At 66.3% G+C, this 13,387-nt stretch carries 9 protein-coding genes; 2 read left to right on the top strand and 7 right to left on the bottom strand.

Features of this window, described 5'->3' with window-relative positions; all coding sequences use genetic code 11:
• Window positions 1-32: 32 nt before the first annotated feature.
• From xdhB to P0D89_RS19235, 7 genes are all read right to left on the bottom strand, one after another.
• Entirely contained in the window at window positions 33-2,462 is a 2,430-nt protein-coding gene (gene xdhB, locus P0D89_RS19265) for a xanthine dehydrogenase molybdopterin binding subunit (protein ID WP_408361435.1), read from the bottom strand.
• Window positions 2,462-4,027, bottom strand: coding sequence for a xanthine dehydrogenase small subunit (gene xdhA / locus P0D89_RS19260; RefSeq protein ID WP_408361434.1), 1,566 nt, complete (start codon window positions 4,025-4,027; stop codon window positions 2,462-2,464). Before xdhA ends, xdhB begins: the two co-directional genes overlap by 1 nt.
• A gap of 379 nt (window positions 4,028-4,406) precedes the next feature.
• The gene (locus P0D89_RS19255; protein ID WP_408361433.1) at window positions 4,407-4,916 is read right to left on the bottom strand and encodes a disulfide bond formation protein B; all 510 of its coding nucleotides are present in this window, start codon (window positions 4,914-4,916) and stop codon (window positions 4,407-4,409) included.
• A gap of 113 nt (window positions 4,917-5,029) precedes the next feature.
• Window positions 5,030-6,409: an amidase gene (locus P0D89_RS19250; RefSeq protein WP_408361432.1), complete on the bottom strand. Its 1,380-nt coding sequence runs from the start codon at window positions 6,407-6,409 to the stop codon at window positions 5,030-5,032.
• Between the two features lie 121 nt (window positions 6,410-6,530).
• Window positions 6,531-7,211 (bottom strand): GntR family transcriptional regulator, encoded by a 681-nt coding sequence (locus P0D89_RS19245; RefSeq protein ID WP_408361431.1) that lies wholly within the window; start codon window positions 7,209-7,211, stop codon window positions 6,531-6,533.
• A gap of 112 nt (window positions 7,212-7,323) precedes the next feature.
• On the bottom strand, window positions 7,324-8,676 hold the full coding sequence (locus tag P0D89_RS19240; RefSeq protein ID WP_408361430.1) for an MFS transporter: 1,353 nt from the start codon (window positions 8,674-8,676) through the stop codon (window positions 7,324-7,326).
• A 7-nt stretch (window positions 8,677-8,683) separates the two neighbouring features.
• Window positions 8,684-9,370 (bottom strand): DUF2848 domain-containing protein, encoded by a 687-nt coding sequence (locus tag P0D89_RS19235; protein ID WP_408361429.1) that lies wholly within the window; start codon window positions 9,368-9,370, stop codon window positions 8,684-8,686.
• 211 nt (window positions 9,371-9,581) lie between these two features.
• On the opposite strand from P0D89_RS19235, the gene P0D89_RS19230 reads away from it, so the two are divergent.
• Both P0D89_RS19230 and P0D89_RS19225 read left to right on the top strand, forming a co-directional pair.
• Window positions 9,582-11,339: a cation:proton antiporter gene (locus P0D89_RS19230; RefSeq protein WP_408361428.1), complete on the top strand. Its 1,758-nt coding sequence runs from the start codon at window positions 9,582-9,584 to the stop codon at window positions 11,337-11,339.
• Window positions 11,340-11,521: 182 nt separating this feature from the next.
• Window positions 11,522-13,045, top strand: a complete 1,524-nt coding sequence (locus P0D89_RS19225) for a gamma-glutamyl-gamma-aminobutyrate hydrolase family protein (RefSeq protein WP_408361427.1) — start codon at window positions 11,522-11,524, stop codon at window positions 13,043-13,045.
• The last annotated feature ends 342 nt before the right edge of the window (window positions 13,046-13,387 follow it).

Below are 13,387 nucleotides of genomic sequence, written 5' to 3'. Positions count from 1 at the left end.
AATCCCCTTCGATCATTCCATTGCGCCCGGGCTCAGGCCGTCGTGTCGGTGATGGCCGGCTCCGCTGCGGGTTCCTTTGCGCACCCGGCCTGCAACGCGTCCAGCGCATCGAGTATCGCTTCGGGCGTGGCCGGCGCCCGTAACTGTGGAGCATGTTCCGCCCCCGGCACCGCCGCCGCGATCGCGTCGCGAATCGCAAGAAACACCGAGAACGGCAGCAGCAACGGCGGCTCGCCGACGGCCTTCGAGCGGAACACGGTCGGCTCCGCGTTCTGGTTCTGATAGAGCTGCACGTTGAACGCGGCGGGCGTATCGCTCACCGCGGGAATCTTGTACGTGGACGGCGCGTGCGTCATCAGACGGCCATCGCGGTTCCACCACAGCTCCTCGGTGGTGAGCCAGCCCATGCCCTGAATGAAGCCGCCTTCCACCTGGCCGATGTCGATCGCCGGATTGATCGACTGGCCGGCGTCGTGCAGCACGTCCGCGCGCACCAGCTTCCATTCGCCGGTCAGCGTGTCGATCACCACTTCCGACACCGCCGCGCCATACGCAAAGTAATAGAACGGATGACCCGTCAGCGTTTTCGCATCCCAATGCACTTTCGGCGTCGTGTAGAAACCGTCCGACCATAATTGCACGCGCGCGAGATACGCCGCGCCGACCAGTTGCTCGAACGGCATTGCGCCGCCGTTCACCGACACCGCGCCGTGGGCGAATTGCACGTCCTGCGGGTTGCCGCCGAGCTGTTGGGCCGCGAGTTCGGCAAGCCGCACGCGGATCGTCTGTGCGGCCGCCTCGGCGGCCTTGCCGTTCAGATCGCTGCCGGTCGAGGCCGCGGTCGCCGACGTATTCGCGACCTTGGACGTATCGGTTGCGGTGACGCGCACGCGCGACAGCGGCAAGCCGAACTGATTCGCGACGACCTGCGCGACTTTCGTGTTGAGCCCCTGGCCCATCTCGGTGCCGCCGTGATTGACGAGCACCGAGCCGTCCTTGTACACATGCACCAGCGCGCCGGCCTGGTTCAGAAACGGCACGTTGAACGAGATGCCGAACTTGACCGGCGAAAACGCGAGGCCACGCTTGAGCACCGGACTGCCCGCGTTGAAGGCCGCGAGCGCCGCGCGGCGCGCGCGATAGTCGCTGCTGTCGAGCAGCGCGTCGGTGAGCGGCGCGATGATGTTGTCCTCGACGGGTTGCCCGTAGGGCGTGGTATCGCGCTCGCCGACGCCGTAGTAGTTGGCGACGCGCACGTCGAGCGGATCGCGCTTCAGCTGACGCGCGATGCTGTCGAGCATCACTTCCATCACGAGCGCGCCTTGCGGACCGCCGAAGCCGCGGAACGCGGTGTTCGATTGCGTGTTGGTCTTGCAGCACAGCGCGACGATATCGACATCGGACAGGTAGTACGCGTTGTCGAAGTGGCACACCGCGCGCGTCGCGACGGCGCCTGAAAGATCGGCCGAATAGCCCGCGCGTAACGCGATTTCGACGCGGGTGCCGAGAATGCGGCCGTCGTCGTCGAAGCCGGCTTCGTACTCGTAGACCGCGTCGTGGCGCTTGCCGGTGATCATGAAGTCGTCGTCGCGGTCGGCGCGCAGCTTGACCGGACGGCGCAGCCTTTTTGCGGCCAGCGCCGCCACGCACGCGAACAGCGCTGACTGCGATTCCTTGCCGCCGAAGCCGCCGCCCATGCGCCGGCATTCGCACACCACGTTGTGGGCGGGCCAGTCGAGCATGTGCGCGACCACCTGCTGCATTTCGCTCGGATGCTGCGTCGAACTGTAGACGAGCATGCCGTCCATTTCCTTCGGCACCGCGTAGGCGATCTGGCCTTCCAGATAAAACTGCTCCTGGCCGCCCACTTCGAACGTGCCCCTGATCCGGTGCGGCGCGGCGGCGATCTTCGCGTCGGGCTCGCCGCGTCTGAGATGCAGCGGCGGCAGCACGAACTGCCTGGCGGCCTTCGCTTCGGCCGGCGTGAGGATGGCTTCGAGCGGTTCGTAGCGGATCACGTCGTCGCTTTTCGCGAGCGCGGCGGCGCGGCGCGCCAGTTCGTGGTTCTCGGCAATCACCGCGAATACCGGCTGGCCGAGATACAGCACTTCGTCGACGGCGAGAATCGGGTCGTCGTGCAGCACCGGGCCGCAATTGTTTTCGCCGGGAATGTCCTCGGCGGTCAGCACGGCGATCACGCCGGGCGCACGTCTGACCGCGTCCAGATCCATCGACACGATCCGCGCGTGCGCATGGCGCGACAGGCCGAGCGCTGCGTGCAGCGTGCCTTGCAGTTCGGCGATGTCGTCCGTGTAGGTGGCCTCGCCGCTGACGTGCAGCGCGGCCGATTCATGCGGCAGCGACACGCCGATCGCCGCGTCGTGTTCGTGGTCATGCGCGGCGGAGGGCTTCGCGGCAAGTGTCCCGCCGGCGTGTTCGACGAAAGCATCAGTGCGGTTCATCACGACGACTCCTTCGCAACGGTCGCGTCCGATGTGCCCGACAACCCCGGCACTCCGGCTGTGAACGCGAACGCGTTCACGTCGAAAAGGGCGAGCGGCGCGTCATTGCGCGTTTCGAGGTGGAAGCGCCACAGCAGGTTGCGCGCCACCTTCAGCCGATACGCGCTCGACGCGCGCATGTCGGTGAGCGGCTGGTAATCGGCGACGAGTGCGTTCATGGCTTGCCGCGCGGTGCCTTCGTTCCATGGTGCGCCGTTCAGCACGGCTTCGGTCTGCGCGGCGCGCCTGGGCGTAGCCGCCATGCCACCGAACGCGATGCGGGCTTCCTGAATCGTGCCGTCGTCAGCGAGGTGCAGCGCGAACGCTGCGCATACCGCCGAGATGTCCTGATCGTAACGCTTCGCCACCTTGTACGTGCGAAAGCGCAAATGGGCCGCCGGACGCGGCACGCGCAGCGCCGCGACGAATTCTCCGGCCGCCAGAGCGGTTTTCTGATAGCCGAGGTAGAACGCGTCGAGCGGCAGCGTGCGGGTTTTCGCGCCGTGGCGCAACACGACTTCGGCGCTGAGCGCGAGCAGCGCGGGCATCGAATCGCCGATCGGCGAGCCGTTCGCGACATTGCCGCCGAGCGTGCCGGCGTTGCGGATCGGCAGCGACGCGAAGCGCGTCCATAGTTCGGCGAGTTCGGGGTAGTCGACGGCGAGCGCCGCGTACGCGTCTTCGAGCGTGACGGCCGCGCCGATCGTCAGCGTTTGCGCATCGCGCTCGATGGTCTTCAGCTCGGCGACGTTGCCGATGTACAGGATGTCGCCGAGATCGCGAAACTGCTTGGTGACCCACAGGCCGATATCGGTGCTGCCGGCGAGCAGTCGCGCCTGCGGGTGCGCCGCGCGCAGCGTGGCGAACGCGTCGAGCGTGAGCGGCGCGCGGAAGGTGGGCGAGCCGAACGCCGCGCCGCGCGTGTCGGCCGCGCTGTATTCGAAGGTGTCGTCGCGTTGCAGGCCGCGCAGCGTGTGGGCGACGGCCTGGCGGAAGAGCGACACGCGCGGGTATTGCGGATAGTCGAACATCTTCTGCGACGCCTCGACGATCGGCCGGTAGCCGGTGCAGCGGCACAGATTGCCGGACAGCGCGGCGTTGATTTCGTCGCGAGTGGGCAGGCCGGCGTCGGCCGGCTGGTTTTCGTACAGCGCCCACATCGACATCACGAAGCCGGGCGTGCAGAAGCCGCATTGCGAACCGTGGCAGTCGACCAGCGCCTGTTGCACCGGGTGTAGCGCGCCGTCGGAGCCGCGCAGGTCTTCGACGGTGAAGAGCGCCTTGCCGTCCAGCGTGGGCAGCAACTGGATGCACGCGTTGACCGCCTTCAGCGCGAGCGTGCCGCGCCCGTCCAGTTCGCCGACGACCACCGTGCAGGCGCCGCAGTCGCCTTCGGCGCAGCCTTCCTTGGTGCCGGTGCAATGGACATCCTCGCGCAGGTGCTGAAGCACGGTGCGCGTCGCCGGGACGCCCGCGACCTCGCGGACGGACCCCTGGTGATAAAAGCGGATGGTTTGCGTTGTCATGGCGAATCCGAAAGACAGTGCGGACCGGGCGCGCGTTACGCAGGGGGTCGCCAAAGCCGGCCTCGCGCACGTAGATCGCCATCCAGTTCCGAAGATAGCATTACCGCGCGCCGAAAATATTTCCCGTATCGCATGAAGCTTATGCGGCAACGGTCATGTGCGGTTGTCACGTTAGTACGATTCGCGCGAAGCCGGGAAGTTGCGGGCGCGGGCGGGATTGCGCGAAGCCCCGCGGGGCGGGGTATGGCGGGCGCTGCTGGGGCGGCAGGGTAAGCGCGGGACCGCGCAGACGCAAAAAAGCCGGCCTTCGGCCGCCGTGAATGGCGACGCGAAGCCCGGCCTGGTGTCAGCGCGGTAAGCGGCTAGGCGTATAGCGAAATCAGACGAACCGGCGGCGATTGCGCACGAGGCTCAGCGCCAGCGGGATGAACGCCACCACGAACCCGACCAGCGACCACATCGGCAGCGTCAGGCCGAGAATCGGCGGATAAGCCGTTTCGCACAGGCCGGCGACCTTGAACACGCCCGGCAGCCATTGCGCGGGGGGCAGGCTGTCGACCACCGGCTGCAGCGCGTCGAAGCCGCAGCTGAAGCCGGGATTGGCCTGCACGTACACATGCCGTGCGGCGGTGACGATGCCCGCGAGCGCCGACAACGCCGCCAGCACTTCCAGCAGGCGCACGCCGCGCCAGCTGTGAAAGCGCGCGCCAAGGAACGCGAAGACTGCGATCAGCAAGAAGAAATAACGCTGGATGATGCACAACGGGCACGGATCTTCGTGCTGGAAATACTGCAGATACAACGCGCCGCCCACCAAGGCGACGCAGATCAGGCCAAGCAGAACCAGCAGGGAGCGCTCGCGGCGCAGCATCGCAGTGTCGTTATTCATGGATCGTTGGAGCGGTCTCGAAACAAAAAGGGGCGGGTGCCCGCGATTCTAGCGCGAACCCTCACCCCCACGCTTATCGCACTATTGCGCGGCCGCCCGCCCGCCCCACTGCCTCAGCGGATCGCCTTCAGCACGGCCTCGGCGCCGCGGCCGATCGCCAGCAACGCGTCGTCGGCGTGCGGCGCGCCCGCCAGCATCAGACCGACCGGCGCGTCGCCGCGCAGATGGCAGGGCAGGGACAGCGCGCAGGTGTCGAGGAAGTTGAACACGCTCGGATTGCGCAGGATCAGCGCGTTGGTGCGGCCGAACGCGTCGTCGTCGTGAATCAGGTCGGCCACGCGCGGCGGCACGACCGGCACCGTCGGCGCGACCACCGCGTCGAAGCGCTGCCACAGCGTGCGGGCGGCTTCGTGAAGCATCGCGTCGCGCTCGGCGACGAGATCCAGATAGTCGACGGCGCTGGCCGGCTGGCCTTTCAGAATGCGAGTGAGCACGCGCGGGTCGTATTGTTCGCGATGCTTTTCCAGCAGCGGACGATGCCAGGCATACGCTTCGATCGGCGAAAAGCCGAAGCGGTTGATCTCGGGCAAGCGGTCGAGCGGCGCGAAACGCACTTCGCTGACGATTGCGCCGGCCGCTTCCAGATGCTTTAGCGCAGTGTCGATGGCGGCGGCGACCGCCGGCTCGACGCCGTCGGTGACGAAATTGGTCAGCACGCCGAGGCGCACGCCTTCGAGCGGACGGGCGGCCGGGATGCGCGGCTCGAGGCCCGCCAGCATCCGGTCGACCAGCGCGCAGCACGCGACCGACACGCCGATCGGCCCGAACGAATCGAGCGTGGGCGACAGCGGCACGCCGCCCTGTTTGGGGATGCGCGCGGCGGTCGGCTTGAAGCCGGTCAGGCCGCACAGCGCGGCCGGGATGCGGATCGAGCCGCCGGTGTCGGTGCCGAGCGCGACGGCTGCCATGCCGTCCGCGACCGACGCCGCCGCGCCCGACGACGAGCCGCCCGAAATCCGCTCATCGCCTTTCACGTTGCGCTGGTACGGCGACAGCGGATTGCCGTAGTGCGGGTTTAGCCCGAGCCCGGAAAACGCGAACTCGCTCATGTTGGTGCGCCCGACGATCACGGCGCCGGCCCGCTTCAGGCGCGCCACCGCGACGGCGTCCGCTTTCGCGGCCGGGGCGTCGGCGAGCACGATGGAACCGGCGCGGGTCGGCTGGCCTGCGATGTCGAACAGATCCTTGACCGACACCGGAATCCCGGCGAGCGGCGACAGCACGGTGCCGGCGGCGCGCAGCCGGTCGTGCGCGTCGGCGGCGGCACGGGCGCTGTCGGCGTCGACGTGCATGAAGGCGACCGCGCCCTGGCCGGCCGGATCGGCGATCCGTTCGAGCGCGGTTTCGACGAGCGCGCGGCTCGTGGTGCGGCCGGCGGCGAGGTCGGTGGCAAGCTGGGCAAGCGGCGGGAAGGGCGTGAATTCAGTGGCCATGATGTCGGTAGGAATCCGGTTGAACGGGGTTGAAGCCGGTTGATCGGGGAAACGCGGTCGCTGGCAAAGGGTCGGGGAATGCGGTCGGGCCAATTTGCGCGGCTCGCTGCGTTGCACGCGTTCAGATGCGATTGAACAGCGTCGCACGAAACGCTTCGATATGCTTTTGCACCGATTGACGCGCGCCTTCGGCATCGCGTTCGCGCAGCAGGCAAAACAGTTCGAGATGTTCTTCGTGCACGTCTTCGAGATGATGCGGCTCGGACAGCGAAATGAACCAGAAGCGCAGCGAGCGTTCATGCAGACCGCGCAGGATATCGGCCAGCACCGGGTTGCGCGAGGCGGCCGAGATCGCCAGATGAAACTCGCGGTCGATATCCATCATGCCTTCGATGTCGTGCGCCACGACGCACCCCGACGAACGCTCCAGCAGCGCCTGCATCGCGTCGTAATCGTGCTGCTGCGCGTGGCGCGCGGCCAGTTCCACGCAGTAGCTTTCGTTGACGAGGCGCACGTCGATGATCGCCAGCACGTCGTCGAGCGAAACCGGCCGCACCATGATGCCCTTTCTCGGCATGATGGTCAGCATGCCTTCGTGTACGAGGCGATGCAGCGCCTGGTGAACCGGCGTTCTGCCGATCCCGGTCAGCGCCATCAGTTCCGCTTCGTTGAGCACTTCGCTCGGCCGCAGCCGCATCGTGATGATCTCGCGTTTGACGAACGCATACGCCTGTTCGGCGAGGCTCGCGGCGGCGGTCACGCGAGTGGGCGGGGAAGGGCGGGCAGTCTGCGAAAGCGTCATGGGAAAGGCAAGCGGGCAATGTCGTCCGCATTGTAGAGCAAGGTTTTGCGTGGGCGGGGTGGTGAGGGTGATCGGCGTGGCCGGTGCGCGCGAGGCGCGCCCCAGCCGCGACTCAGGCACGCCTCGCCGACATCGGCGGCGCGTGCTGCACCTTCACGCGCGGCATCATCAGCGTCACCAGCCCGCCGACGATCAACGCCCCCGCGATCAGCACCAGCCCGAACGTCACGCTGTGCGTCGCGTCCTTGACGATGCCGAGCACATACGGGCTCACATAGCCCGCGAGGTTCGCGATCGAGTTGATCACCGCGATCCCGGCGACGGCAGCCGTGCCTTGCAGGAACGTCGTCGACATCGACCAGAAGATGCCGAAGCCCGCGAGGATGCCGATATACGCGATCGACAGGCCGGTGACGGCGAGCGGAATCGAGTTCGTCACCGACGCGCTGCCGAGCAGTCCGGCCGCGCCGATGAAGCAGCACACCGCGTAATGCCAGCGCCGCTCGCCCGTAATGTCCGACGAGCGCCCGATCAGGATCATGCCGATACCCGCCGCCAGATACGGAATCGCAGTGACGAAGCCATTGGTGACGAGGTTCGTCACGCCGAGATCCTTGACGATCTGCGGCAGCCAGAACGAGAAGCCCGCGTTGCCGGTGACGAGGCAGAAATAGATCAGCGTGAGCAGCCAGAAGCGGCCCGAGCGCAGCGCGGTGGCGAGATTGTGCTCGGCGCCGGCGGTCTCGGCCGCGCTGTTTTCCCGCGCGATGCGGCTCGTGATCACGCGCTTTTCGTCAGCACTGAGCCACGCGGCTTCGGCGGGCGTGTTGCGCAGCACGGCGAGCGCCCAGAAGCCCGCGAGAATCGACGGAATCCCTTCGATCATGAACATCCACTGCCAGCCGCGCAGGCCGTGCGCGTCATGCAGCGCCGACATCAGAAAGCCCGACAGCGGCGCGCCGATGATGCCCGCCACCGGAATCGCCGCCATGAACACGGCGACCATCCGCGCGCGCCGGTCGGACGGAAACCAGAAGGTCAGATACAGCACCACGCCCGGCACCAGCCCCGCTTCGGCCACGCCGAGGAAAAAGCGCAGCACGTAGAACATTGTTTCGCTGCGCACGAACATCATCAGGCACGACAGCAGGCCCCACAGCATCGTGATGCGGGCGATCGTGGCGCGCGCGCCGAACTTCTTCAACAGCAGATTGCTCGGCACCTCGAACACGAAGTAGCCGAAGAAAAAGATCCCCGCGCCGAGTCCGTAGGCCGCGTTCGACAGGCCGAGGTCGCCGGTGAACTGCAGCTTCGCGTAACCGATGTTGACGCGGTCCAGGTACGACAGCACGTAGACGAGAAACAGGAACGGCATGATGCGCCAGGTGATCTTGCGCAACGCGGCGGCTTCGAGCCACGCGTCGGACGACGCGTCGGCGCTGACGGAAAGCGAGGGGGAGTTCATGCGCGCCTCATTCGACGATAGGTAGCGCGCGCACGCGATAGGCGTGGCGCAGCGTGCGGTTCAGGATGGGGTCGTGCAATTCGAGTTCGAGCGCGTCGCCGTCGGCCATCCCGACGATGCCGCCTTGCACCGCCAGCGTGCCGCAGAACATCACGGCGCCTGGCGTGAGCGGCGCGCGCGCGAGCAGGTCGGCGGCCGGCAGCAGCGACGCGACGCTGCCTTGCTGATAGACGCGCCGCTCGCCGTTCGCGAGCGCATAGGCGCGCAGTTCGAGTTGATCCCAATGGCCGGCGACCTCGTCGAAACGCCAGGCGTCGCGAGCGAGCGGCTTCGGGCAGACCTGCTTGGAGATGGTCACGCCGTATGCCTCGACTTCGCGGTCGGTGTGATCGGAGCCGATCGTGACCAGCAGCCCCGCCGGCGATTGCACCAGCACGCATTCGGCTTCGCCGCTGGACTTCACGCCGACCACATCGATCTGTTCGGCCTGCGTCAGCAGTTCCGCGCCGAGGCGGTAGAAGCACGGCGTGGTGGATGGGCGCTTCACGCCCAGTTCGGCCAGCTCGGCGATGTGATGCTCGATGGCCGCCTGATCGCGGCCCGCCCACCCGGCAATCGTCAGACGGCCCACTTCGACACGCTCGGCGCGGCTCTCGCCAGCGCGGTCTATAACATTGAACGACAACTGCAGCATCACTCGACTCCCAGAAGAATATTCGACAAATATTATTGTGATATTTCACAGGCGTCCAGCGCGTCAAAAATATTTCTGAGCCGCCAACGGTATGCGGAGCCTGGCGCAAACCCGCAAATCCACGTCCTTCGGCGCTTTGCGGGATTCGGCGGGTCCGCTTCGGCTGTTACACTGCGCTTCTTGTAGATTACTTTTTGTAAGGAATACATTCATGCACCAGGGGATTGGCTTCATTCAGGATCTGGCGGTCGTGATGGCGCTCGCCGGCGTTGTCACCGTGCTGTTCCATCGCCTGAAGCAGCCGGTGGTGCTCGGTTACATCGCCGCCGGCCTGATCATCGGACCGTACACGCCGCCGTTCCAGCTGATTCACGACGAGCAGACCATCCAGACGCTCGGCGAACTCGGCGTGGTGTTCCTGATGTTTTCACTGGGGCTCGAATTCAGTCTGCGCAAGCTCTTCCAGGTCGGCGCGACGGCGATCGTCGCGGCGCTTTCCGAGATCGTGCTGATGCTGTGGATCGGCTACGAGATCGGCAGCGCATTCGGCTGGAGTCCGATGGATTCGCTGTTCCTCGGCGCGATCCTCGCGATCTCGTCGACCACCATCATCGTCAAGGCGCTGTCCGAGCTGGGCTTGAAGCGCGAGGGCTTCGCGCAACTGGTGTTCGGCATTCTGATCGTCGAGGACATTCTCGGCATCGCGATGCTGGTGCTCCTGACCGGCATCGCGCAGACCGGGCAGTTGAGCGCCGGTCTCGCGATGGTCACGCTCGGCAAGCTGCTGCTGTTCATGACGGTGTCGCTGCTGGTCGGCGTGCTGGTGGTGCCGCGCGCGCTGAACTACGTGGCGCGCACGCGCAGCGACGAGATGCTGCTGGTGTCGGTGCTCGGCTTTTGCTTCGGCTTCTGTCTGCTGGTGGTCAAGCTCGACTACAGCATTGCGCTCGGCGCGTTCCTGATCGGCGCGATCATGGCCGAATCGCGCCATCTGCATCGGATCGAACATCTGATCGCGCCGTTGCGCGACGCCTTTTCCGCGATCTTCTTCGTGACGATCGGGCTGATGCTGAACCCGGCCGTGCTGCTCGACTACGCATGGCCGATCGCGGTGATCACGGTGGCGGTGATCATCGGCAAGATCGTTTCGTGCGGGCTCGGCACCTTTCTCTCGGGCCAGGACGCGCGCACGTCGATGCGCGTCGGCATGACCGTTTCGCAGATCGGCGAGTTCTCGTTCATCATCGCGTCGCTCGGTTTGACGCTGAAGGTGACGAGCGCGTTTCTGTATCCGATCGCGGTAGCGGTCTCCGCGCTGACCACGCTGTTCACGCCGTATCTGATCCGCGCGGCCGATCCGCTCACGCAGCGCCTCGGCCGAGCGATGCCTGGCACGCTCGCCAACGTGTTCGGCCTCTACGGCCAGTGGCTGCGCAGCCTCCGCACGGCGAGCGGCGAGCCGACGCTCTTCAGCATGACGCGGCGGATCATTTTGCAGATTGCCATCAATCTCGCGCTGGTGGCCGCGATCTTTCTCGGCGTGTCGTATAGCGCGCCTTACACGGGCAAGCTGCTCGCACACTGGATCGATGCCGAACCGATGCAGCGCGCGGTGCAGTGGGGTGTCGCGCTAGTCGTGTCGATGCCGTTTCTGGTGGCGGTCTATCGCAAGACGAAGTCGCTTGCGCTGCTGCTCGCGGAAGTGGGCGTGCAGCCGGCGACAGCGGGGCGCTTCACGAGCGCGCTTCGATATGCGATCTCGGATCTGGTGCCGGTGGTGTCGATGGCCGGCGTATTTCTGCTGGTCGCGGCGCTCTCCGGCAGCATTCTGCCGCCGGCCGGTTTGCTCGTCGCGGTGCTGATCTGCGCGGCGGTGCTGCTCGCGTTCGTGTGGCGCTGGTGCGTGAAGATCCACGCGGCGATGCAGATCGCCTTGCGCGAAACGTTCGAGGAGCAGCCGGACCCGTGAGTCGTTCGGCCTGCACCTTGGTTCCTTAAAGACGCTTCCTTCGACGCGGCCCCCAAAAGAGACCTCCTCTGGACCGTCCGCAACAATGTGAGCAAATTTGTGCGGGTTTGCCGGGCGTGCTGCGCTAGCGGATAATCAGGGCATATTCATTCGTTCGCGTGGAAGGCGCCTGACTGACTGTCATGAGCGAAAATAAACCCGACAACGCCGGCACGCCCGGCAGCCCATCCTCGCCTTCGGCGTCGCCAGTGCCGGCCGGCGCAACCTCTGGCGCGCCGAAACCCAGCGCGACGCCGGCTGACCCGGCGGCTTCGCTACCGCCCTCGCATGAAGACGCGATCCAGTCGCCGATCAAGGATCCGCTGACACCGGCCGCCGAACAAGCGGTGGCGAGGTCATCGACCGACGAACCCGCCAGCGCGTCGGCCGTCACGCCCACTGCTGCGCAAACGGCCCGGCAACGCGACGCGGCCGAAGCGCGCAGTTCGGCTGCGGCATCCACCGCGAAGCAGGAAGCCGAGGTTCATGAGCGCGAGGCGCGGCGGGCCGGTGCGCCCGCGGCGCGCCCGGAGATCATGAAAGGCGCGCGGGGCACGCAGGGCACGGCCAGCACCACGAGCACGAAGAGCGCGCCATCCGCGCCCAGCTTCACGAGCAGCGAGCCGCTTGCCGGCGAGCTAACCACTTCGACCGACGACACCGTCGCCGCCGAAGAAGCCGACGCGTCCGGCACGCGTGCGGCCGGCGCGCCGCCGCCCGGCTTCGGCTCGGCACCCGACTTCACTGCGACCAATCCGCCGCCGCCCAACGCGTTGCCGCCGTCGCCGCCGCGCTATCTGAGGCAGAGCGATTCGGCGTGGACGGTGTTCGGCCGCATCGTTGCGGCGCGCGCGCGTCAGTTGTTCGATCGCGCGGGTCAACGGATCACGCAGCGCACGCTGCGCATCGGCGTATCCGCGCGCATCTTCCATCCGGAGCCGGGCGCGAAAGGCTTGCGCGGCAAGACCTTGCAGTACCTCGAAGAGTCGATCGCGCATTGGGTGATGTCGCGCGACGTGCTGGTGTTCATGATTCCGACGGTCGGTCATCAGGGCATGCTGCACCCGAGCAATATCCGCCTGCGCGACTACGCGAAGCATCTCGACGGCCTGCTGCTGCAAGGCGGCGCCGACGTCTCGCCGCAGACATACGCGGAAGCGGCGACCAGCCACGAGTGGCCCGGCGACCGCGTGCGCGACATGTACGAGCTGGAGTTGCTGCACGAGTTCGTCGAGTCGGGCAAGCCGGTGCTCGGCGTGTGCCGCGGCTGTCAGTTGATCAACGTGGCGTTCGGCGGCACCTTGTATCAGGACATCGCGACCGATGTGCCGACCGCGGCCGCGCACGTCAACGAGGACTACGATCAGCACCGGCACGGGATTCACTTTCCGGACGGCTCGACGCTGGTCAACATGTTCCCCGGCCGGCGCGATGCGATCGTCAACTCGATCCACCATCAGGCGGTGAAGTCGCTCGGCCGCGATCTCAACATCGAAGCGGTGTCGGCGTCGGACGGCCTCATTGAGGCCGTGCGCTATCGGCGCGCGCCATTCGTGATGGGGGTGCAGTGGCATCCGGAGTTTCATCGCGCGGGCGGTCCGGAGTTGCTGGATTGCACGCCCTTGCTTGATACCTTTCTGCGGGTTGCGCGTGAGACGCGGTTTTGAGATTGGTGGGATTTTGATGTTTGTAGTTGGGCGGCGTGGATTGAGTTTGGTCTGCGTTTGAGCCTGCGGTCAACTACAGCTTCCCGATGCTGATTTGTGTGGCGCACCGTCGCGGTACAGGGCGGTGCGCTTTGCTTTGTTTCGCGCGGTCGGTCTTGTTCCTTTGCGTCTTTCCCGCTTAGGCCGGGTTGCCGCGTCTTGTCTATCCGATACGGAAACGAAGGGTTCGAATCGCCGCGGCCTTGTTATCAAGATAATCAGCATTCCGAGTTTTCACACACGGCCTTAGGGAATGTAGGATGTTTGTCACGCGATTTTTCCGTCGCTTCAGCTACGCCCTCA

The sequence above is a fragment of the Paraburkholderia sp. RL18-085-BIA-A genome (assembly GCF_046027075.1).
Classification (GTDB): Bacteria; Pseudomonadota; Gammaproteobacteria; order Burkholderiales; family Burkholderiaceae; genus Paraburkholderia.
The sequence above is the reverse complement of the archived record's forward strand: the minus strand, read 5'-3'. Positions and strand labels throughout refer to the sequence as shown.